The organism is Vibrio neptunius (assembly GCF_000967495.1).
Taxonomy (GTDB): Bacteria; Pseudomonadota; Gammaproteobacteria; order Enterobacterales; family Vibrionaceae; genus Vibrio; species Vibrio neptunius.
This window is the reverse complement of sequence record NZ_JXXU01000044.1, coordinates 104,956-127,774: the sequence shown is the minus strand read 5'-3', so window position 1 is coordinate 127,774 and position 22,819 is coordinate 104,956. Positions and strand designations below refer to the sequence as shown.

At 42.8% G+C, this 22,819-nt stretch carries 20 protein-coding genes; 16 read left to right on the top strand and 4 right to left on the bottom strand.

All coding sequences use genetic code 11. From position 1 onward, the window contains the following. Positions 1 to 14 precede the first annotated feature (14 nt). Positions 15 to 1,046: a 2,3,4,5-tetrahydropyridine-2,6-dicarboxylate N-succinyltransferase gene (gene dapD / locus TW84_RS15790; RefSeq protein WP_019274127.1), complete on the bottom strand. Its 1,032-nt coding sequence runs from the start codon at positions 1,044 to 1,046 to the stop codon at positions 15 to 17. A 342-nt stretch (positions 1,047 to 1,388) separates the two neighbouring features. Next, positions 1,389 to 1,997 carry a peroxiredoxin gene (locus TW84_RS15785; protein ID WP_019274128.1) on the bottom strand — a complete coding sequence of 203 codons (609 nt, stop codon included), beginning with the start codon at positions 1,995 to 1,997 and terminating at the stop codon, positions 1,389 to 1,391. 199 nt (positions 1,998 to 2,196) lie between these two features. On the opposite strand from TW84_RS15785, the gene TW84_RS15780 reads away from it, so the two are divergent. From TW84_RS15780 to TW84_RS15730, 11 genes are all read left to right on the top strand, one after another. Beyond that, positions 2,197 to 3,102 (top strand): hydrogen peroxide-inducible genes activator, encoded by a 906-nt coding sequence (locus TW84_RS15780; protein ID WP_045976593.1) that lies wholly within the window; start codon positions 2,197 to 2,199, stop codon positions 3,100 to 3,102. A 640-nt stretch (positions 3,103 to 3,742) separates the two neighbouring features. Next, a complete protein-coding gene (gene aceB, locus TW84_RS15775) occupies positions 3,743 to 5,389 on the top strand; it encodes a malate synthase A (RefSeq protein WP_045976592.1) in 1,647 nt (548 codons plus the stop codon). 222 nt (positions 5,390 to 5,611) lie between these two features. Then, entirely contained in the window at positions 5,612 to 6,925 is a 1,314-nt protein-coding gene (gene aceA, locus TW84_RS15770) for an isocitrate lyase (RefSeq protein ID WP_045976591.1), read from the top strand. A gap of 663 nt (positions 6,926 to 7,588) precedes the next feature. Next, positions 7,589 to 8,668 carry a phosphoribosyltransferase domain-containing protein gene (locus TW84_RS15765; protein WP_045976590.1) on the top strand — a complete coding sequence of 360 codons (1,080 nt, stop codon included), beginning with the start codon at positions 7,589 to 7,591 and terminating at the stop codon, positions 8,666 to 8,668. After that, complete coding sequence (locus TW84_RS15760; protein ID WP_045976589.1) at positions 8,668 to 9,417, top strand: HAD family hydrolase; 750 nt, start codon at positions 8,668 to 8,670, stop codon at positions 9,415 to 9,417. Before TW84_RS15765 ends, TW84_RS15760 begins: the two co-directional genes overlap by 1 nt. A 5-nt stretch (positions 9,418 to 9,422) precedes the next feature. Further along, positions 9,423 to 10,523 (top strand): cysteine protease StiP family protein, encoded by a 1,101-nt coding sequence (locus tag TW84_RS15755; protein ID WP_052707933.1) that lies wholly within the window; start codon positions 9,423 to 9,425, stop codon positions 10,521 to 10,523. After that, positions 10,520 to 11,404 carry an HpcH/HpaI aldolase/citrate lyase family protein gene (locus tag TW84_RS15750; RefSeq protein WP_045976587.1) on the top strand — a complete coding sequence of 295 codons (885 nt, stop codon included), beginning with the start codon at positions 10,520 to 10,522 and terminating at the stop codon, positions 11,402 to 11,404. The genes TW84_RS15755 and TW84_RS15750 overlap by 4 nt, the downstream gene beginning before the upstream one ends. A 120-nt stretch (positions 11,405 to 11,524) precedes the next feature. After that, on the top strand, positions 11,525 to 12,670 hold the full coding sequence (locus TW84_RS15745) for a hypothetical protein (protein ID WP_045976586.1): 1,146 nt from the start codon (positions 11,525 to 11,527) through the stop codon (positions 12,668 to 12,670). Then, positions 12,671 to 13,870, top strand: a complete 1,200-nt coding sequence (locus TW84_RS15740; protein ID WP_052707931.1) for a toxic anion resistance protein — start codon at positions 12,671 to 12,673, stop codon at positions 13,868 to 13,870. Continuing rightward, positions 13,870 to 14,436 (top strand): TerD family protein, encoded by a 567-nt coding sequence (locus tag TW84_RS15735; RefSeq protein WP_045976585.1) that lies wholly within the window; start codon positions 13,870 to 13,872, stop codon positions 14,434 to 14,436. The genes TW84_RS15740 and TW84_RS15735 overlap by 1 nt, the downstream gene beginning before the upstream one ends. Before the next feature lie 11 nt (positions 14,437 to 14,447). Further along, on the top strand, positions 14,448 to 15,023 hold the full coding sequence (locus TW84_RS15730) for a TerD family protein (protein ID WP_045976584.1): 576 nt from the start codon (positions 14,448 to 14,450) through the stop codon (positions 15,021 to 15,023). A gap of 66 nt (positions 15,024 to 15,089) precedes the next feature. On the opposite strand, the gene TW84_RS15725 is transcribed toward TW84_RS15730, so the two are convergent. Beyond that, complete coding sequence (locus tag TW84_RS15725; protein WP_045976583.1) at positions 15,090 to 15,533, bottom strand: CBS domain-containing protein; 444 nt, start codon at positions 15,531 to 15,533, stop codon at positions 15,090 to 15,092. A gap of 338 nt (positions 15,534 to 15,871) precedes the next feature. Here TW84_RS15725 and queA point away from each other — a divergent pair, with 338 nt between their 5' ends. The 5 genes from queA to secF all read left to right on the top strand — a co-directional run bounded on the left by queA (position 15,872) and on the right by secF (position 21,662). Beyond that, entirely contained in the window at positions 15,872 to 16,924 is a 1,053-nt protein-coding gene (gene queA / locus TW84_RS15720) for a tRNA preQ1(34) S-adenosylmethionine ribosyltransferase-isomerase QueA (protein ID WP_045976582.1), read from the top strand. Between the two features lie 258 nt (positions 16,925 to 17,182). Then, entirely contained in the window at positions 17,183 to 18,319 is a 1,137-nt protein-coding gene (gene tgt / locus TW84_RS15715) for a tRNA guanosine(34) transglycosylase Tgt (protein ID WP_045976581.1), read from the top strand. Positions 18,320 to 18,495: 176 nt separating this feature from the next. Continuing rightward, a complete protein-coding gene (gene yajC / locus TW84_RS15710) occupies positions 18,496 to 18,822 on the top strand; it encodes a preprotein translocase subunit YajC (RefSeq protein ID WP_045976580.1) in 327 nt (108 codons plus the stop codon). A 21-nt stretch (positions 18,823 to 18,843) separates the two neighbouring features. Next, positions 18,844 to 20,700 carry a protein translocase subunit SecD gene (secD, locus tag TW84_RS15705; RefSeq protein ID WP_084720245.1) on the top strand — a complete coding sequence of 619 codons (1,857 nt, stop codon included), beginning with the start codon at positions 18,844 to 18,846 and terminating at the stop codon, positions 20,698 to 20,700. Between the two features lie 14 nt (positions 20,701 to 20,714). Continuing rightward, positions 20,715 to 21,662, top strand: coding sequence for a protein translocase subunit SecF (gene secF, locus TW84_RS15700; RefSeq protein WP_045976578.1), 948 nt, complete (start codon positions 20,715 to 20,717; stop codon positions 21,660 to 21,662). An 80-nt stretch (positions 21,663 to 21,742) separates the two neighbouring features. On the opposite strand, the gene TW84_RS15695 is transcribed toward secF, so the two are convergent. Next, entirely contained in the window at positions 21,743 to 22,672 is a 930-nt protein-coding gene (locus TW84_RS15695) for an ABC transporter substrate-binding protein (RefSeq protein WP_045976623.1), read from the bottom strand. Positions 22,673 to 22,819: the final 147 nt, after the last annotated feature.

Here is a 22,819-nt window from a genome sequence, read left to right as displayed (position 1 = left end):
GTTCGGCTTCCAGCTTAGTTATTGCTGTGTAGCTCAGAGTTCAGCTCTACTGCAGTTTTGTTCGCCAGACATTCAATCTGACCAGTCACTGAGTTGCGACGGAACAGTAAATCAGACACGCCAGCTAGGTCGCGTGCTTTCACCACTTCCACTTCGTTGCCTTCTGAATCCAGCATACGAACCTTAGCACCCGCAGTGACATACAGACCAGACTCAACAGTACAACGATCGCCCAGCGGGAAACCAAGGCCTGCGTTTGCGCCTAGCAGTGAACTTTCACCGATAGAAACGACAACTGAACCACCACCAGACAGTGTACCCATGATTGAAGCACCGCCACCAATATCAGAGCCGTTACCAACCACAACACCAGCAGAGATACGGCCTTCAACCATGCTCACACCAGTTGTACCTGCATTGAAGTTGATGAAACCTTCATGCATAACGGTTGTGCCTTCACCAACGTGAGCTCCAAGGCGAACGCGTGAAGTATCAGCGATACGCACACCAGCAGGTACCACGTAATCAACCATTTTAGGGAATTTATCGACACAATCGACAGATAGATTGCGGCCTGCTAGGCGTGCTTCAATTTGGCGATCAGCCAGTTCTGGCAGATCGATAGGGCCTTCGTTGGTCCACGCAATGTTGTGCAGTAGGCCAAAGATACCGTCAAGTACAGTACCGTGAGGTTGAACTAGACGGTTAGAGATCAGTTGAAGCTTCAGGAAACCTTCAGCAACAGAAGCTGGCTTCTCATCTGCTGCAAGAACAACAAGTACTAGCGGTTGTGAAGACTCCGCTGCTTTAGCTGCGAATGAGGCGTTTGCAGCATCACCGTTTGCTTCGAATGCACCAGCAAGTTCTGCACTTTGTGCCGCAGAGATTTCGATCGCTTGGTTGCCTTGCTCGTAACCTGCTACTTTTGCGACTGCATCTACCAGTGCGTCAGACGGGTTAAGAACTGGGTTCGGGAAAAATGCTTCAATGATTTTTCCATCGCGGTTTTTGGTTGCCGTACCAAAGGCTAGAGAAAAGTAAGCCATGTTGAATCTCCGTGTAGTAATCGTCAGTCTGGAAGAGTGATCTCTTCCTCCAAATCAGTTGAGTTCATCATAAAGAGAGCTTTTTCGACTTTAAAGAGCAGAAACAGATAAAGTCTTTAGGTCGATACGTTTTGTCTCTTTAGCGATATCTTGTCTTTTTATCTATATAGGGAAGTTGTGAGAGCGATAATAGTCATTGAGTGTGGAAGCAAAATAAAAAGAGCCCGAAACTGAGTTTCGGGCTCTTTAAATAAAGACTTTACTTTAAACTGATTGGCGTTTGCTTTTTAGCTTTATATTGTCCAACCAAGACACCCGTTGAGCTTGGGTGCGAAAGCAAAATTACTTGCTTAGGTCTTCTGCGTGCTCAGATAGGAACGCTGCAACACCTTTTGGAGATGCGTCCATACCTGCTTTACCTTCTTCCCACTGTGCAGGACATACTTCACCGTTCTTCTGGTGGAAGTTTAGAGCGTCAACCATGCGTAGCATTTCGTCGATGTTACGGCCTAGTGGTAGGTCGTTAACAACTTGGTGACGTACAACGCCTTCTTCGTCGATTAGGAAAGAACCACGGAAAGCAACGCCCGCTTCTGGGTGTTCAACGTCGTATGCTTTACAGATTTCGTGCTTAACGTCAGCAACTAGTGGGTACTTAACTTGACCGATACCGCCATCTTCGATAGCAGTGTTACGCCATGCGTTGTGAGAGAACTGAGAATCGATAGAAACACCGATTACTTCAACACCTTTAGCTTGGAAATCTGCTAGACGGTTATCGAAAGCGATTAGCTCAGATGGGCAAACGAAAGTGAAATCTAGTGGGTAGAAGAAAACAACCGCTTTCTTACCTTTAGTGAACTCTGCAAAGTTGAAGTTATCAACGATCTCACCGTTACCTAGAACAGCTGCAGCAGTAAAATCTGGGGCTTGACGACCGACTAGTACCATTTTTTTGCTCCTAAAATATATGGTTAGTTCCAAACCAAGCGTTGAGTTTCTGGTTTGGTCCGTGTTTGTGCGCGACAAACTATAGTACAGATTGTAGTATTGAAAAAAGCGAAATAAATAGATTGAGTTAATCGAAAAAAACGATAATAGCTAAACTATTACCCCGATCACTGGATGAGTCAGAGTTACATACAGAATTATGAATAAGTGGCCTAGCCTCAAGCAATTACATTACTTCATCACCTTACACGAAACACGTCACTTTAGTGAGGCAGCTGAAAGGTGTTTTGTTAGCCAATCAACGCTCAGTAAGGGCATTCAAAACCTTGAAGAGTTGATTGGCTGTCCTCTTTATGAAAAAAAAGATAAGAAAAGCCCATTAGTGTTTACACTGGCGGGAGAGCAGGTAGTACAGCAAGGGCGTGAACTTCTGGCAAAAGGGCAAGATCTGGTTGAACTTGGTCGTCTTTGTCAGGGAGATGAAATGGAAGGGCAATTGCGTGTTGGCTGTATTCCAACCATTGCGCCTTTTTTACTCTGTGATTTGGTGCAGGAAGTGAACCAGCGCTTCCCTTTACTGAATTTATTGCTAAGAGAAGACACCACAACCAATTTACTAGCGGCACTGCGCCACGGTGAATTAGATGTACTTATCTTAGCTTTGCCAGTTGATATAGATGGCATGGAAAGCAAAATCGTCGGCAATGATCCATTTCGGATGATCATCAGCCGTAATCAGGCCGACGCGATTCAGACCCCGATTAAGTACGATGATTTACCTGATGAATTTGTGTTCTTACTAGAAAAAGAACACTGCCTAACAGAACATGCCGTTTCTGCCTGCCAGCTGACTAAGAAAGAGAAGATTAATCCATTCTCTGCAACCAGTTTACATACCTTAGTTCAGATGGTTGCCAATGGGTTAGGAACTACTTTTATCCCCCAGATGGCCATCGAACACGGGTTGATTGATAATCAGAACTTAGTGGTTGTTGATGCTCCTGGGCAGCAAGCACACCGCCATATTGGGCTAGTTTGGCGTCCTAGCTCTTCAAGAGTGAATACTTTTAATCAACTGGCACAAGTCGTGTCAGAGCTGCTTTAGCGATAAGTATTAGACCAAATCTCGCTGGTACCTTCCAAAAGCACACTGGTTTTAGTGTGCTTTTTAGCATTTTATTCTGTTGGTGAACTTTGACTTGTAAAATTTTACAAAGAAATCTTGATGAAGCTTTCATTAAATTGTGAAATTTCACAGTGTCAATTTTACAGCTCACTAAAAATATTCTGTTTGACCCGCCTCCGTAATAGCCACGAAATCCCCTGTCTGTTAAAGCGATGCCTAATTCACTCGTTAGTTAAACGCGTGTTTGAAACGGTTTTACAGCTCTAATTTTACTGTAATTAAATTACGTAACTGGTTACATTTTGGTGATCAAAATCAACAACTTATAGGCAGCGGAATAAAACTTTGAATTTAGTCGATAGGCTACTTTAGGACTTTTGCTCTATCGCATGTTGGTGTAGTTTAAATAAAGGTTCTGTGAGGCTTATGTCTAGATTGAAAAGGCAAACTAGGTTAGCCAAGGTAGAGCTCACAAGACAAAAAAACGAAGAAGACAGTGATCAATTAGGATATTTGGTTGTTGTTTTATAGTTACAAATGTAACTCTTCAAAAGTTAGAGCAACCACTGATACAACCCATAACAGTCATCGTTGTATCGGAGCGTTAAAGGAAGAGAATATGCTTGCCAACACACCAGATAGAGAAAAAACAACAGCCGAAGCCCAAGAAACCTTACATCAAGAAGGCATGCTTGAAGTGACTGGTACCCTTTCACCAGAACATCAGGCTATTTTCCCTGTTGAAGCCCAAACCTTTTTATCTCTTCTGTGTGCTCAGTTTGCCAGCGAGACCGATACACTACTTGCTCAACGTGAAGAAAAGCAAGCACGTATCGATGCTGGGGAACTGCCAGACTTTCTCGAAGATACACAAGATATTAGAGAAGGTAGCTGGAAAATTCTCGGGATTCCTCAAGATCTACAAGACCGCCGCGTAGAAATTACCGGTCCTACTGACCGTAAAATGGTGATTAATGCGCTGAATGCGAACGTGAAAGTGTTCATGGCGGACTTTGAAGACTCGATGTCCCCCGCTTGGGATAAGGTGTTAGATGGTCAAATCAACCTGCGTGACGCAGTAGATGGCGAGATCAGTTACACCAACCCAGTTAATGGTAAGCAATATGAGTTGAAGGATGATCCTGCGGTTTTGATCTGCCGAGTGCGTGGTTTACACCTAAAAGAAAAACACGTGACCTTTAATGGTGAGATCATTCCGGGAGCTTTATTCGACTTTGCGCTTTATTTTTACAATAACTACAGCACGTTAATGAAAAAGGGCAGTGGCCCATACTTCTACCTACCAAAACTGCAATCGCATAAAGAAGCGCAGTGGTGGAGCAAAGTGTTTCATTTTACTGAGGATTACTTTGGTCTAGATACAGGCACTATCAAAGCCACTGTGCTGATTGAAACACTGCCAGCCGTGTTTGAAATGGATGAGATCCTATTTTCGCTTAAAGAGCACATTGTGGGTCTTAACTGTGGACGCTGGGATTACATCTTTAGCTACATCAAAACACTGAAAAAGCACCCAGATCGTGTTCTTCCGGACCGTCAGGTTGTAACCATGGATAAGCCGTTCCTAAATGCTTATTCGCGTTTACTTATCCGTACCTGTCATCGTCGTGGCGCTTTTGCAATGGGGGGAATGGCAGCATTCATTCCAGCAAAAGATCCACAGGAGAATCAAAAGGTTCTCGACAAAATTCAAAACGATAAATCATTGGAAGCAAATAACGGCCATGACGGTACTTGGGTGGCGCACCCTGGTTTAGCCAACACGGCAATGGAAGTGTTTGGCAGTGTGCTGGGCGAGAGAACTAATCAACTTGATGTTTCTCGTTCGGATGACGCGCCGATTACTGCCAATGATCTGCTTGCGCCTTGCCAAGGAGAACGAACAGAGCAGGGCATGCGCCACAACATTCGAGTGGCACTCCAATACATTGAAGCTTGGATCTCTGGTAATGGCTGTGTCCCTATCTACGGTTTGATGGAAGACGCCGCAACGGCAGAAATTTCCCGAGCGTCGATCTGGCAATGGATTCAGCATGGCAAATCACTCGATAACGGACAAACGGTGACCAAACCGCTATTCGAGCAGTACTTAACAGAAGAGATCGAAGTGGTGAAAAGTGAGATTGGCCAAGAGCGTTATGACTCGGGTCGATTTGAACAAGCCGCCAAGCTAATGGCTAAGCTCACCACCAGTGATGAACTGACCAATTTCTTAACCGTCCCAGGATATGACTTCTTGGACTAACGACTCTGTCATCCTCAAGAGGGAGGTACGACCGAGTTGGGGATCTCAAACAGCGTATATAGATTCCTTACTACGTTCGTTCCTCACTATAAGGAATGACGAAATATTCAAACAATAACGTGAATGTTCTAAGGCGGAGATGGATGTACCGCCAGAGAAAAAATAAAAACAGCGCCCGTATTGTCAATAAATAGTAGCGCACATCAATAGAGGGATAGACCGATGACGAATTTAACTCGCCGCCAACAAATCGAAGCTCTTGAAAAAGAGTGGGCAACCAACCCACGCTGGAAAAATGTAAAACGTCCATATACAGCAGAAGAAGTCGTGGAACTGCGCGGATCAATGGTGCCAGCCAACACAATTGCTCAGCGTGGTGCAGACAAACTGTGGTCTTTGGTCAACGGTGATGCTAAGAAAGGTTACGTAAACTGTTTGGGTGCACTGACCGGTGGTCAAGCAGTACAGCAAGCGAAAGCGGGTATTGAAGCGATTTACCTATCAGGTTGGCAAGTAGCGGCAGATAACAATACTGCATCGACTATGTACCCTGACCAGTCACTTTACCCGGTTGACTCAGTGCCTTCAGTGGTTAAGCGCATTAACAACTCGTTCCGTCGTGCGGACCAAATCCAATGGTCTGGCGGTAAGTCTCCTGCTGATGAAGGCGGTATCGACTATTTCCTACCAATCGTTGCAGACGCAGAAGCCGGTTTTGGTGGCGTACTCAATGCATACGAACTAATGAAGTCGATGATTGACGCTGGCGCGGCAGGTGTTCACTTTGAAGATCAGCTTGCATCAGTGAAAAAGTGTGGTCACATGGGTGGTAAAGTTCTCGTACCTACTCAAGAAGCGGTTCAGAAGTTGGTAGCAGCTCGTCTCGCTGCTGACGTAGCAGGCACCACGACGCTGGTAATCGCTCGTACGGATGCAAACGCGGCAGACCTACTAACGTCGGATTGTGACCCATACGATAAAGACTTCATTCAAGGTGAGCGTACTCAAGAGGGTTTTTACCGCGTACGTGCTGGCATTGATCAAGCGATTTCCCGCGGTCTAGCTTACGCACCATACGCTGACCTCATCTGGTGTGAAACGGCAACACCGTGTTTAGAAGAAGCGCGTAAGTTCGCAGAAGCGATTCACGCTGAATACCCAGACCAGCTGCTTGCATATAACTGTTCTCCTTCGTTCAACTGGGAGAAGAACTTGGATGCAGAAACTATTGCTAAGTTCCAGCAAGCACTATCTGACATGGGCTACAAGTATCAGTTCATCACATTAGCGGGCATTCACAACATGTGGTTCAACATGTTCGAACTTGCGCATGACTACGCACAAGGTGAGGGTATGCGCCACTACGTTGAAAAAGTACAGCGCCCTGAATTCCAGGCAGCAGAGAAAGGCTACACCTTCGTTGCACATCAGCAAGAAGTGGGTACAGGTTACTTTGATAAGATGACCAACACTATCCAAGGTGGTAATTCATCGGTTACGGCTCTGACGGGGTCAACGGAAGAGGATCAGTTCTAGTATCATTAGTACGTGAATAGGTATATTAGGGACAAACCACACGGAAAACCATAGACTTGTCGTAGAGTGGCTGATGAACATCAGCCACTCTTTTATTTCTTACCGCCATTGCCTAAGAACACGCCAGTCGCTTTTTTGCGATGGATAGATGTTTTTATGGCGTTCCTCCTCTGTAAACAAAAAATGTTATAAGCCTTCCAATATTGAGTTGAAGTTTTATTTCTTGTTTTCATCAGTTTGACTTTTAATATCAATTTTATAGGTAAAGAGTAAGTGTATTTACTATGTTATTTAGTCATTTTGACTAAATTGATAGTTAAAATAACTATATTGCATTACTCGAATACCGTTCAGCTATTGACATCGCTAAAATTGCCCAGCAGGGTCAAAAACTATCACTTCTTATAAGTTTGAGACTTTTAGATGCAAATCTATTAATAGTGTCAAGGTGGCTAGTAACCTAGACGCTGGATAGGGCTTCTTAGCGTCAGTGAGTCGAGAGCATGCTGACGTAAAAATTTAGTGTGAAAAGTGCGCTGACTCTGCATTTCATAGAATGACCATTATTAGAAACTGAATGTCTTTAACAATGGAAATTCGACGGTAATGACTTTTACCTTGCATCATCATAAACCTGTCAGAATTGAAATGTAGTGAATCGCGATGAAATTTAAAATAAGAAATGGGACGTTAAATGTATCAGTGAAACAGCAAACGGTTCCACTCGATGAACTTTTATCCTTTGCATCTAGAGAAAATCCTAAAAGAGGCTTCTTGTTTGTTTCCAAAGTCCTAGGTAAGCACTTACCCGTTAAACCGAAAGAAATGAGAGCCAGCTACGACATGCTGATTGAACCAATCGATGAAGATTGCCCAACATTTGTGGTTGGTATGGCTGAAACGGCGACAGGGCTAGGTGCAGGTGTTGCTGATAGTTTGTCTAAAAAGCAGTCAGCTTCAGTGTTTTACCAACACACGACAAGAACGGATACACCGGAGCCGATATGGTTTACGTTAGATGAAGCGCATAGTCACGCAGTAGATCATATCTTTTATCAGCCGAAGGCGGAGTTGCTTCCTCAGATTATTGCTTGTCAGAGGTTGATACTCGTTGATGATGAAATTTCTACAGGTCGAACTCTCAAACTTTTGGGAGACAAATTACTTGATAAGCTTCCCAATCTTAAACAAGTCGTGATTGTCTCACTCGTTAATTGGCTTGATGAAACGAGTAAACAGCAATTCGAGGATTGGTTTACCTCTGTAAAATTCACATCACTTTTGGAGGGGAGTTTTGAATTTGATGCTGACTCAAACCTTGCACTTAAATTACCAGACAACGTCGATAAGGGGCTTTCGAAAGCCAATTCTAGAAAGGATTTAGGCCGCTTTGCAATTGAGATGCCTTTTCAAGGTGACATACCTAGGGTTGATATTTCTAAACCTATTACTGTGGTTGGTGATGGAGAACACTTGTATCTGCCATTTCTCATTGCAGAGCAGGCAGAACAACAAGGTGGAGATGTTGTGTTTCAGTCGACATCCCGTTCTCCAATAATGCTAGGGGATGCGATTGAAACTAAGCGCGCTTTTCGGATAGATGAACGTAGTGTTGAACATTACATTTACAATTTTGATGATCAAGAGCGAGCTGCTGTGCATTTAATAGAAGATGAATCGCAGAGAGAAATCCATCAGTTTGCCAAGTTATATCCACTGAAAAATTTACTGGTTACACATTGATGAAAACGATACTGTTTACAGATATTGATGACTGTTTGATTGCCACGGAAAAAAAACATCCTCCGGGGACCACACTTGCTGTTGCCGCATTGGATATTGATGGAAATCCGCGTTCATTTATATCGCCAAAGCAGAAGGCGCTACTAGATATCTTTTCCCATTCAAACAGCAATATTATTCCTGTTACAGGGCGAAGTCTCGAAACTTTAAATAGAGTAAATCTAACAGAGTTATTCAACTCTTGGAAAATTGTATCTCATGGTGCACTGATCGTTGATGCCGACGGAAATATTGATAAAGAATGGATGAAGTATCAGTGTGATGAATTTTCTCTATCTTGTTGGTCAACATCATTACATGATTTGAGTAGATGCATTAATGAATTGATCGAAAGCGCTGAATTTTCAGCGGCTAGTTATGTAGTATCTGAAGGTGAATTAGATTGTTATATCTGTATCAAATGTCAGGAAGGTACGGATTATGACTTAGTATTTGATCAAGTTTCCAGCCTATTAGAGAGCATTGAACTACAACTTAAAATCCATATTAATGGTCGTAATATGGCATTACTACCACCTTATACGAGAAAGACTCGCGCTGTTGAGTATTTAATTAAATCACATTCCCTAGATAATAATACTCTTTTGGTCAGTTTAGGAGATAGCTTGTCAGATTTGCCGTTTATGAAAAAAGCGGACTTCGCATTGATGCCGACCAATAGTCAGATCTCTAACAGTGTATCATGGTAATGAAAATGCATAACTTAAATGAACCCATTACCGGGAGTTATACCAGAGAAGATTGTGAATTTTTGCTGGATATCATCGATCCCGTTTACTGTGACATAGAAGATAAAGAAACGCTAATTCAATCAGGAAAGCGACATTACTCTGAAATGCTCAGTAAAGAAGTAAAGCCAACAGATAAATACAATGAACTTTTCTTTACTTTTACGAAAAAGTACAAGAGAAAGCTAGCCCAACATATCTTAACGCTGGCTAAAATTATTGATAGAAATAGGCCAGGAGAGATAGTTCTTGTATCTTTGGCTAGAGCTGGTACGCCAATTGGAGTATTGCTTAAAAAGGCATTGGAATTGCACTATAACCGTGAGGTTCGTCATTACAGTATCAGTATTATTCGAGATCGAGGTATTGATACCAACGCCTTAGATTACTTGATTAAAGATAAAAATATAGCATCACATTCGCTCACCTTTATTGACGGTTGGACGGCGAAAGGGGTGATAACTCGAGAGCTAAAGTCATCCATTGAGCGATATAATTTAGACAACAATACCCTGATTCCAGACGATTTGTATGTTATTTCAGACAGTGGTGGTTGTGCTGACTTTTGTGCTACTGATGAAGATTACCCCATTCCTTCATCTATGCTCAATTCCACCGTCTCAGGGTTGATATCGCGAAGCGTTTGGCAATCTAAAAGCACTGGTAGATTTCATGGCTGTGTAGTTAATCATCATCTAGCTGATGATGATCACTCTCAATGGTTTATTGACCAGATTGTCTTTGAGTTTAATAAAGAATCAGAGCATAGCGCTGATGTATTAGAAAACAATACTGTGCGTCAAGAGAAAATGAAGGCCTTTATAGACAATATGAAGCGAATTCATGCTATATCAGATATTAACTATATGAAACCAGGGATTGCGGAGTCAACTCGAGTAATGCTCAGACGAGTCCCTTCACTATTAATATTACGCTCTCTAGATAGCCCTAAGGTACAACACTTGATTCTATTAGCCAAAGAAAAAAATGTTACAGTTGTTGAACAGAAAAAACTTTTATTTGAAGCCTGCGCAATCATTAAAACCATGAATAAAGGTGCTGAATGATGCAAGAAAATATGTACTTTTCACTTGGAGCTACTTTATATACACCTTGTACTCATGACAAGTTAAGTCAGATAATGTCAAACGGTTTAGGCTCTAAGAGTATGGTGTTTTGTACTGAAGATGCAGTATCGGACGATCAACTAAAACTGAGCTTAGATAACCTAAGAAATGCATTGTTAGTGTTAGAAGATAACTCTAAATTTAAGCGTTTTATTCGGCCAAGAAATGCTTTGGTACTAAAAGAAATATTGGGTTTCGATGGAATTGAAAAGATTGATGGCTTTGTATTGCCCAAGTATGATCTAACAACCTTAAATGAATATCATGATGTCTTAATCTCCTCTTCTCATCCATTTAAAGTCATGCCGACACTTGAATCTTCAGAAGTGATGTGTCCGAAAAATTTGGTACTAATTCGAGAGCAACTCAACTCAATCAAAGACCGTATTATATGCCTAAGAATAGGTGGGAACGACTTATTCAATATTCTTGGGATTAAACGAATGCCTGGACAGACTATCTATGACACGCCTTTGCGAATCATCATAGAGCAATTGATTATTACGTTTAGACCTCATGGATATGAACTTTCTGCACCTGTCTTTGATTTTTTGGAAGATAGAGTGACTCTTGAAAAGGAGCTTCGTATGGATCTGAATTTTGGTTTTTTTGGTAAGACGGCAATACATCCAGAACAAGTCACTGTGATTGAGAATTTTTTTCATGACTACTCGAGTGGTTACATAAAACAAGCTGAGTCAATCTTAGATCAAAGCTCTCCAGCAATTTATCAAATGAGTGGACAGATGATGGAAACGGCGTGCCACCGAAACTGGGCCCAAAGAACGAAACACTTAGCGAATTCTTTTAATTATTACTGAAGCAGCTTTTAGGAGCCAATGATTAAATTCAGTTACAATCAAAAATTTAATCATTATTTATAAATAATAAACAATCAAGTGAACTATTTTGTTGATTGTTACTGAAGAAGAATATTTTATATGATAAAGACTTTTCATCACAAAGTGGCAAGTAAATCGGATAAAAGCCAGAACCTTGAAGATGACTCCTCCTCGTCACTTCAATCTTCTTCGGGTAGCCCAAAGGTAAAGCAGTTTTTTGGCGTTGCCTCTTCGAGAAATAAAAACGATGAGTCAGCTGCAAGCGAAGAGTCATTGAAAGACTCGATCAAATCAGAAAACGGTTCCTCTAACCAAGGTGTTGATAGAAAACCATCAGTCTTGTTTAGTAATAAAATTAAATCGATTCAGAGTGATGTTGTCGATATTGATGAATCTCTGATACAAAGAATTGAGTTACTCTGTGAAAAAGAGTTTAACGGATTAGTGCTTTCTAAAGGAGAGCATTTGATCATAAGTAATATTAAGTCTGCAATAAATTTCGATGACCCTTCGTGTCAAATTGAGTTTGGTAGCCAGCTTTCAAAACGATTCCAAGATGTACAGGGGTTTTTGTCCGATTACGCAAAGATAGGTAAAGTTGACCGAATCCTTGAATTGGGTAAGGTTATCATTGAATTAGCGAAAAGCATTGATATAAACATATTTAATCCAAATAAAATATCGACAAAAATATCTAGTTTTTTAGGCAGTAAGAAACAAAAGATACGTAAGCTTAAGTTTGAATTCGATAGTGTTAGTGACCGTATTGACCTTAGGATAAATAGAATATTTGATAATTTAAATGAAACGCATACAACTTTGGATGAATTTCGAAAATGGTGTCAGGAACTATCGAAATTACAGAGTGAAGTAAGGCTAAATATTATTGCGCTCACATTAATTATCGAAAGCCGCTCCGGAATAGATAGCCAAATAAACAGGGATTTACCTGAGCTATTTAGGGATGGAAATAAAGAAGCGTTGAAGCGTTGGGATAGAAAGTTAAATAACCTTAAAGCGCTTGGTCAGTCTATAGAATTAACATTCCCACAAATGGAATTATATACCAGTAATCTAGTGACTAGTTTCGAAAGACTTGAAGAGATTAAAGTGAATATTATTCAAGTATGGAAGCAACAGTTTCTGAGCGTTATTGCTGTAGATGAATCTAATGATTCTACTATGTATTACGAACTCAATGATATTCAGCAAACCCTAATTAAAAATATAGAGGATCTTCAATAAATGACTTTTAAACCTGCGAGCTTTAGTCCAAGTAGAGCTATGTCAAATACAGTGGTTGAAACTACACCAATAACAGGTGAGTTATTACCTCAAATTGATCTCAATAAACTTGATTCACAACTAAATGTTGCCATTGAAATGTATCATAAGGAACTAACAGAAGCCGGATTGGACTCCCGAGAGGTTTATTCACAAGTTTATACGCAGTTAAAAGATAGCGATATCTTTTCTTCTCATGGAATATCAACACTCGGTCAATCTTCTGCCGAGAGAATTGGAGAATATTCTGATTCTATGTTGAAGCATGTGCGTACTAAAGATCTTGAGGAAATGGGCGATAACTTAAATTCAGTTATTGGACTAGCTAAAGGAGTGGATATTTCCAGCCTCGTTGGTAAGGAAAGCTTTTTTGGAAAGATTGTTCAGAAATTCCGTAACACTAAAGAAGCTATCCTCGCTCAATTTAATTCAGTTAGTACACAGTTAGATCGTGTAGTTAAAGAAGTCGATTCACAACAAAATCGTTTACAAGAAAGATCTGTACAACTTGATGTTGTATTTAACCAGAACATTCTTCAATATAAATCGTTATCTCAATCAATAGTATATGGTGAAGCTAGAGGATTATTGGTTAAAGATAAAATTGATGAACTGTCAGCTGATCCTGAAATGCACAGCTCTCCTCTTAAAGCTCAGATGGTGAGCGATTTAAAATCCAATTATGATCGTATTCAAAAGCGTACACATGATTTAAAGAGTTTGCAGCTATTAGCGTTGCAGACAGCGCCTATGATTCGAATGGTTCAAACTAATAATATTACTTTAATTGAAAAATTTAATAATATAAAAACACTAACCATTCCATCATGGAAAAAGCAATTTACGTTGGCTATTTCCATGCTCGAACAGAAAAAGTCACTGGAGCTTGCTTCAAAAATTGATGATGCCACCAATGACTTAATTCGCAAAAATGCAGATCTCTTAAGACAAAATACTTTGCAAACAGCCCAAGCAAATCAGCGTTCAGCAATAGATATTGAAACGCTTGAGCATGTTCAACAAACACTTATCTCTACACTTGAAGATGTTGTCGCTATCGAACAAGAAGGTGCGCGTAACCGCAAGGTAGCTGATGAGAAAATGGTTAGCATGAGACAAGAGCTTTCAAACTTGATGACAAATAAAAAAGGAAATGAATAATGGCTATTAATTTGGAAAAAGGCAGCTCAATTAACCTTAATAAAGTGGAACCGGCACTAACTAAATTGAAGTTGGGGCTAGGTTGGGATCTATTGGCAAACGAGCCGCCACTGGATCTCGATTGCAGTATATTTATTTGCAGCAATGATGCCCAACAACAACCTAAGCTCATTTCCGACAGTCACTTTGTTTTCTATAACAACCTTAAGTGCCCTCAAAATGCGGTAGTTCATGAGGGTGACAATCGAACTGGTGAGGGTGATGGCGATGACGAAGTCATCCATATCGATCTTCCGAATGTTGATCCAAAAGCGACTGAGTTATCGATATTTGTGACTATTCATAATGACCAAGGCAGTTTTTCAAAGGTAAATACGAGTTACATTCGTCTTTACAACGAACTCAGCGGCAATTTAATCGCTGAATACCGCTTGGGCCAAGAGTTTGCCAATGAATCTGCGGTTCAATTCGGTTCTTTGGTTAGAAACGGTAGTGAATGGTCGTTCCATGCTGTTGGAGCTGGCTATCAATTGGGGTTAGGTGACATTGTTGCTGGCTATCAATAAGGACGACCATAATGGCGATTAATTTATCAAAAAATTCTTCTATATCTTTGACAAAAGAGGTTGAAAAACTCTCCAAAGTCACGGTTGGACTTGGATGGGATGTGGCAAAATCCAAAGGTTTCTTTTCGTCTCTATTTACTCCTGCTTCGATTGACCTTGATGCGTCGTGTATTTTGTTTGACGAAGACCTAAAAGAAGTGGATACCGTTTGGTTTGGGCAACTTAAGTCAAATTGCGGTGCAATCAAGCATAAAGGCGATAATCGTACCGGTGATGGTGATGGCGACGACGAACAGATTAGTATTACGTTGCCGAAACTTCCAAAGTCGGTGAAGCACCTTGCAATTACAGTCAACAGCTTTACTGGTCAGTCTTTCCAGAAAGTGGATAATGCATTTTGTCGTGTAATGGATCGCTCTGCCAAGGAAATATGCCGTTTTACTCTGTCAGAACAAGGTCCGCATACAGGTGTGTTTATTGGTTTGCTTAGCCTTAAGCAGGGAGAATGGACATTCAGCTCTAAGGGTATCCCAATGTCTGGTCGAACAGTAGACGATGTGAAAACACAGGTTGCGGCCCACATCTAACTCAGACTGAACAATAAACCAGCGTTTCTTTCTCCAGAACGCTGGTTATCCTCTGCACACAACTTATTAGAACTCTAGTTCTTGCGGTTCATTCTCTATCTGTAGTTCAAGCAGATTGATAGCGATCGCGACAAAGTCACTGTCGGTGATAATTCCAACTAACTGGCCTTTTTCTACGACAGGTAGACAGCCTACTTTGTGTTTCTGCATGTAGATGGCGCTTTCTTTCAATCCAGCCTGAGGAGAAACTGTCATGACACCTGTCTTCATGACTTCATATAATGGAGTATTCAAGGTGTAGGACTGATTTTCTGGAATTTGCTGTAAGCTTGATTCTTGTGCGGCCAGCACGTCACGTTGGGAAACCACGCCGAGTAGCTGCTTATTTGCATCAACGATTGGAACGTGGCGAATATCCAGTGCTTCCATGGTATGTTTTGCATCTGCAAGCAGATGCGAACGCAGCAAGGTATGGGGGGTACGCGTCATCATATCTTCGACTTTTATCATGGCTGCCTCCTGAGTGATAGAGTTATTGTTGTGGTCTCTTTTAATATAGTAATTTTTGACTCGCTAGTATGAGAGCTGGGTGGGTTTTCACCCCGATAACCTTGGTAAAGGTGTGGCGAATTATGTACAAAGTATCCATTCAACTTTACAGCCTTCCTCATTGTCTTCCTCAATACCCTTGTTAATTCCATATTGATTACAATATTTCACACCTCAATCCTTGCTATTGCGTTTGTGCGGCATATACTAGTCGGCTGCGAAAAACTCGTCGTCTGTTTGTGACAGAATCAGTTCGACTTCCATCACGACGTAAGAATCCACGGCAAAAGATTAGTAACATGCAAGTATCAGATTTCCATTTTGATTTACCCGATGAGCTCATCGCTCGTTATCCTCAGCCAGAGCGTACCGCCAGCTGTTTACTTCAACTTGATGGTAACAGTGGTGAACTAAGCGATGGCACGTTCATTGATGTACTTGAGCAAGTTCAGCCGGGCGATCTCGTGGTTTTCAATAATACTCGTGTGATTCCTGCGCGTATGTTTGGCCGTAAAGAGTCAGGCGGTAAGTTGGAAGTGTTGGTTGAACGTGTGTTGGACGAAAAAAGCATTCTGGCTCATGTACGCTGCTCTAAATCGCCTAAACCAGGTTCAACCATCTTCATTGGTGAGAACGACGAGTATTCTGCACAAATGGTTGCCCGCCATGACGCCTTGTTTGAATTGAAATTCAATGCTGAGAAGAACGTGTTGGCGGTTTTGGAAGAGATCGGCCACATGCCACTTCCACCTTATATTGATCGCCCAGATGAAGATTCAGACAAAGAGCGCTACCAAACGGTTTATAACGAAAAACCTGGCGCAGTAGCGGCGCCAACCGCTGGTCTGCATTTTGATGAAGCGCTGCTTGAGAAGATCAAAGCGAAAGGTGCTGAGTTCGCTTATGTGACGCTTCACGTAGGCGCTGGTACATTCCAACCAGTTAAGGTCGAGAATATCAACGACCATCACATGCACGCAGAGTATGTGGAAGTACCGCAAGACGTGGTGGATGCGATTAACGCTGCCAAAGCGCGTAATGGTCGAATCATCGCAGTGGGTACAACTTCGGTGCGCTCACTAGAAAGTGCAGCGCAGGATGCATTGAAGAAAGGCACAGCGCTTGCGCCATTCTTTGGTGATACTGAAATCTTTATCTATCCGGGTTACGAATATCAGTTAGTGGATTGTTTAATCACTAATTTCCACCTGCCAGAATCGACACTGATCATGTTGGTCAGTGCATTTGCAGGTTATGAAAATACGATGAACGCCTATAAACATGCTGTAGAGAATAACTACCGTTTCTTCTCGTATGGCGATTCAATGTTCATCAAAAAGAAAACGGTATAGATTACTTTGAGAGATTCCTGATATCTCGTGCCTCGATTCAGGAATGACGGTTTTGTCATTCCATAGAGTGAGGAACGAGCGAGTAGGGAATCTCTTATGTTCAGCATTGAACTGAACGCAAACAATTTACGAGTGCTAGCAGTAGGCTAGGAAGTAGAGTAATCGGATACTCTGCATCTCGCATGGAAGGCGACCGCTCCCTAATGGGGATAACCCCGAAAATATCGTCAGACTGTTTCTCTGACAATTGGAGGCTTCGTGAAGTTAAAATTTGATCTTAAGAAGAAAGATGGTGTTGCACGTCGTGGTCAACTGACCTTTGAGCGTGGTACGGTTCAGACACCTGCTTTTATGCCTGTTGGTACCTACGGTACTGTTAAAGGTATGACGCCTGAAGAAGTAAAAGGCACAGGTGCAGAGATTCTTCTTGGCAACACTTTCCACCTTTGGTTACGCCCAGGTCAGGAAATTATGAAAATGCATGGCGACTTGCACGATTTCATGAACTGGCACGGTCCTATCCTGACAGACTCAGGTGGTTTTCAGGTATTTAGTCTAGGTGACATCCGCAAAATCACTGAAGAGGGCGTACACTTCCGTAACCCTGTAAACGGTGACAAGATTTTCATGGACGCAGAAAAGTCGATGGAAATCCAAAAAGACCTTGGGTCTGACATTGTGATGATCTTTGACGAATGTACGCCATACCCAGCGACACACGCAGAAGCGAAAAAGTCGATGGAAATGTCGTTGCGTTGGGCACAGCGCTCACGTGATCATTTCGACAAGCTTGAAAACGAGAACAACCTATTTGGTATTGTTCAGGGTGGCGTTTACGAAGACCTACGTGATGTATCGGTGAAAGGCCTTACAGAAATTGGCTTCGATGGCTACGCAGTCGGTGGTTTGGCCGTTGGTGAACCAAAAGAAGACATGCACCGTATTCTTGAGCATACCTGCCCACAGCTTCCGGAAGACAAACCTCGTTACTTAATGGGTGTTGGCAAACCAGAAGATTTAGTAGAAGGTGTACGCCGCGGTATTGATATGTTTGACTGTGTAATGCCAACACGTAATGCTCGTAATGGTCACCTATTTGTGACTGGTGGTGTGATCAAGATCCGTAATGCGAAACATAAAACGGATACAACACCATTAGATCCTGAATGTGACTGTTACACTTGTCAAAATTACTCTAAGTCATACCTTCATCACTTAGATCGCTGTAATGAAATTTTAGGTGCTCGCCTGAATACCATTCACAACTTGCGCTACTACCAACGTGTGATGGAAAGTATCCGTAAGGCGATTGATGAAGATCGCTTTGATGAGTTCGTCAAAGAGTTCTATGAGCGTCGTGGCCGTGAAGTGCCGCCACTGGCGAAGGAACAGTAATTGACCAGATAAAAGAATTAAAGCCTTTGGCATTTTGCCAAAGGCTTTTGCTAATAAAGTAGGCAGACGCAGTGAATTTTTGAGATAGTGATCGCTAATAGTCATTCTTTCTCTTGAAACTCAAAAGCGTAGGCCCAACTTGGAATATTAATAAAAAATAATAGAGGATTGTTTTAATGATTAATCAAGCTCACGCAGCAGCAGAAGGCGCACCAGCAGGCGGCGGTTTCGAAATGCTAATCATGCTTGGCATGTTCGCGGTCATTTTCTACTTTATGATTTACCGTCCACAAGCTAAGCGCGTGAAAGAACACAAGAGCCTAATGTCTTCCATGAGTAAAGGTGATGAAGTTCTAACTAGCGGTGGCCTAGTAGGTAAAATCACTAAGATTGCAGAAGACAACGACTACATCTCAATCGAGCTAAATACGAATAACGAAGTTGTTATCAAGAAAGATTTCGTTACTGCAGTGCTACCAAAGGGTACGCTGAAGTCTCTATAAAACAGCTAAAGGATCCTCGCTGTGCTTAACCGCTATCCGTTATGGAAGTATTTGATGGTGGTGTTTACCATCGCTATCGCAGCATTGTATGCACTTCCAAATATCTACGGTGAAGATCCGGCAATTCAAGTTACAGGGGCGCGTGGCGCCTCTGTAGATATGTCAACGCTGGATTCTGTCACCGAAGCTCTTGATGAAAAGGGCTTATCTCATAAATCCATTGCTCTCGAAAATGGATCCATTCTTGTACGCTTCAACGATACCGACACTCAGATAAGTGCTCGCGATGTGATCAATGAAGCACTAGGTAAAGACAAAATTGTTGCTCTTAATCTAGCCCCTGCAACACCTGACTGGTTAGAAGCGGTTGGCGCAGCGCCAATGAAGCTCGGCCTTGACCTTCGCGGTGGTGTTCACTTCCTGATGGAAGTGGATATGGACGCAGCGATGGAAAAGCTGGTCAGCCAGCAGGAAGAAGCGTTCCGTAGTGAACTGCGTGAAGAAAAGATTCGCTATCGTGCGATTCGTCCTTCAGGTCAAGAATCTGTTGAAGTCTTACTGCGTAATGAAGAGCAGCTTGCGGATGCCAAACGCTTACTGCAGCAAAACCATCCTGATATGACATTTGTCGATGCAGACACTGATGGTCGTTTTACTCTGACGGCTACTTTCACTGAGCAACGCCTGACTGAAATTCGCAACTACGCTGTGGAGCAGAACATTACCATTCTGCGCAACCGTGTAAACGAACTGGGTGTGGCTGAACCACTTGTACAGCGTCAGGGTGCAAGCCGAATTGTTGTGGAACTGCCAGGTGTTCAGGACACCGCTCGTGCGAAGGAAATCCTAGGTGCGACGGCAACGCTTGAATTCCGCGAAGTCGACGACAAAGCGGATCTCGCGGCAGCAGCTAGTGGTCGTGCGCCAGCGGGTAGTGAAATCAAGCAAGATCGAGATGGTCGTCCAGTTGTGCTTAAAAAGCGTGTAATCCTAGGCGGTTCGAGCATCACTGATGCGAGTTCAAGTGTGGATGAATATGGTCGCCCTCAAGTTAACATCTCACTAGATAGCGAAGGTGGTAACAAAATGTCAGCGTTCTCCAAAAAGAACATTGGCAAGCTGATGGCAACCGTGTTTGCTGAATATAAAGACAGCGGACGCAAGACGGCAGATGGTCGCGTTATCCTGACTAAGCATGAAGAAGTGATTAACCAAGCAACGATTCAATCAGCGCTTGGCCGTAACTTCCGCATCACAGGTATCGATTCAGCGGCTGAAGCGCACAACTTGGCACTATTGCTTCGTGCAGGTGCTCTGATTGCGCCGATTTCTATCGTTGAAGAACGTACAATTGGTCCATCTATGGGTCAACAGAACATCGACATGGGTATCATGGCGTGTATCTGGGGTATGGCGGCAGTTATGCTATTCACGCTGCTTTACTACCGTAAGTTTGGTCTGATTGCCAATACCGCGCTGATGGTAAACCTTATACTGATTATTGGTGTGATGTCGATGATTCCGGGAGCAACAATGACGTTGCCTGGTATCGCCGGTATTGTTCTGACAGTCGGTATGGCGGTCGATGCTAACGTCCTGATTTTCGAACGGATACGTGAAGAGTTGCGTGACGGGCGAAACCCTCAGCAGGCGATTCATCAAGGTTATGCGAACGCATTCAGCACCATTGCCGATGCCAACATCACCACCTTGATTACCGCAATTATCCTGTTTGCTGTAGGTACAGGCGCAATCAAAGGCTTCGCGGTGACACTGTCTATCGGTATCTTAACGTCTATGTTTACTGCCATCATTGGTACACGTTGTATCGTGAACCTAATGTACGGTGGTAAGCGCATCAACAAACTGTCGATCTAAGGCTAGGAATTATTATGTTTCAGATTCTAAAAGCAGACAAATTGATCGACTTTATGCGTTGGTCGAAATTCGCCTTCGTGCTGTCGATCCTGATGATTGGTGCATCGATTTTTACTCTTTCTACCAAGTGGTTGAACTGGGGCCTAGACTTCACTGGCGGTACGCTGATTGAAGTTGGCTTTGAGCAGCCTGCCGATTTGGAAGAGATTCGTACTGCGCTGGAAGCAAAAGGTTTTGGTGACGCAACGGTTCAAAACTTTGGTAGTGCTCGTGATGTGATGGTGCGCTTGCGCCCTCGTGATGGTGTTGCTGGTGAAGCGTTGGGCAACCAGATTCTTTCTGCTATCAAAGACGGCACAGGTGAAAGCGTTGAAATGCGCCGTATTGAGTTTGTCGGACCAAACGTAGGTGATGAGCTAACCGAAGCTGGTGGCCTGGCGATCATCGTTTCTCTTATCTGTATCCTGATTTACGTTTCGGTACGATTTGAATGGCGTTTAGCAGCTGGTGCGGTACTTGCTCTAGCACATGACGTTATCATTACGCTTGGCGTGTTCTCCTTGATGCAAATTGAAGTTGACCTGACGATTGTGGCAGCCTTGCTGACGGTAGTGGGTTACTCGCTCAACGATACCATTGTTGTATTTGACCGTATTCGTGAAAACTTCCGCAAGATGCGTAAAGGCGAACCGGCTGAAATCATGAACAGCTCAATCACACAAACATTGAGCCGTACCTTGATTACATCCGGTACTACATTGTTCGTAGTGGTTGCTCTGTTTACGCAAGGCGGCGCTATGATTCATGGCTTCGCCACCGCACTTCTACTGGGTATCACTGTTGGTACATACTCTTCAATCTATGTGGCTTCGGCACTGGCATTAAAACTGGGTATTACTAAAGAACACCTGATGCCGCCTCAAGTTGAGAAAGAAGGCGCAGAGTTTGACGAAATGCCATAAGACACAAAGTTTTGTATGAGCAAGGCCGCTGACAAGTCAGCGGCCTTTTTGTTTTTATCAGGGGTAATTGACCGTCTGAATCAATCGTATTTCATTAACAATGCCTGATTGACGCTAGGCAGAAGCATGTTTTCTTTGGTGACAAAAATGGTCTCAGTAGCGATGTTTTTGGCGTATTCTTGGCCTAGGAAGGCTTGATACACGGTATAGACGCTTTTGTAGCCCATTTCGAAAGGTTGCTGGATGATCAGTCCATAAATAGAACCGTCTTCTAGTGCATTCACCAGAGAGTCATTGGAGTCGAAGCCGATATGAACCAATTCTTGTGTCGATGGAGTAGTATCGAGTGCCATGAGAACAGCCAACGTTGTCGATTCATTCGGTGTAAATATGCCGTCTAGATTGTCTGTTTTCTGTGCAAGAATTTGCTCTGCGTTTTTGCGCGCTTCGCCAATTTTAGTACCTAGATAGTTATCGATAGTGATACTAAGCCCTGATGCGGTAGCGCCGTCGATAAAGCCCTTTTCACGAGCATCGGTGGATATCACGCCCTTTTTCATTCTAAGCAATGCCACCTTACCTTTATTCCCTAACTTTTTGGCCATCTCTTGGCCAGCCATTACGCCTGCTTGGTAGTTATTAGTTGCAATAACACTCACCACATCAGGAGAGCCAGTATCGCGATCAAAGTAGACTGTGGGTACCCCCGCTTCTTTCAAACGGGCGACATCATAGGCCCTATCTTGGGTATTTGGCGCTAAGACTAAGCCAATACAAGCATTCTCCATGACTTGATCTATGATGAAGCGCTGAGCACTGACATCGGACTCATCGTGGGGGCCACGAAAGTAAATTTTAAGGCCTAACTCTTGGCCTGCTTTTTCACTTCCTGCTTTGACTGATTTCCAGAAGTCATGCACGGAGCCCGCTGGGACGACACCAATACAATCTTTGGCAAACGAAAAAGAGCTGAAAATCAGAGCAAGTAAGTAAATTATTCGTCGTGCCATATTGTCGATCCCTCCTCTTTCGTCTGGTATATCGGAGATCAAGCCAGTCGATTTAATTGCGTACATTATTAACCCTAGTTCACTTGAGTTAAGATCATCAAGAAACGCAGTCACAAGACATAATGTTTTGCTCGATATGATGGAGGA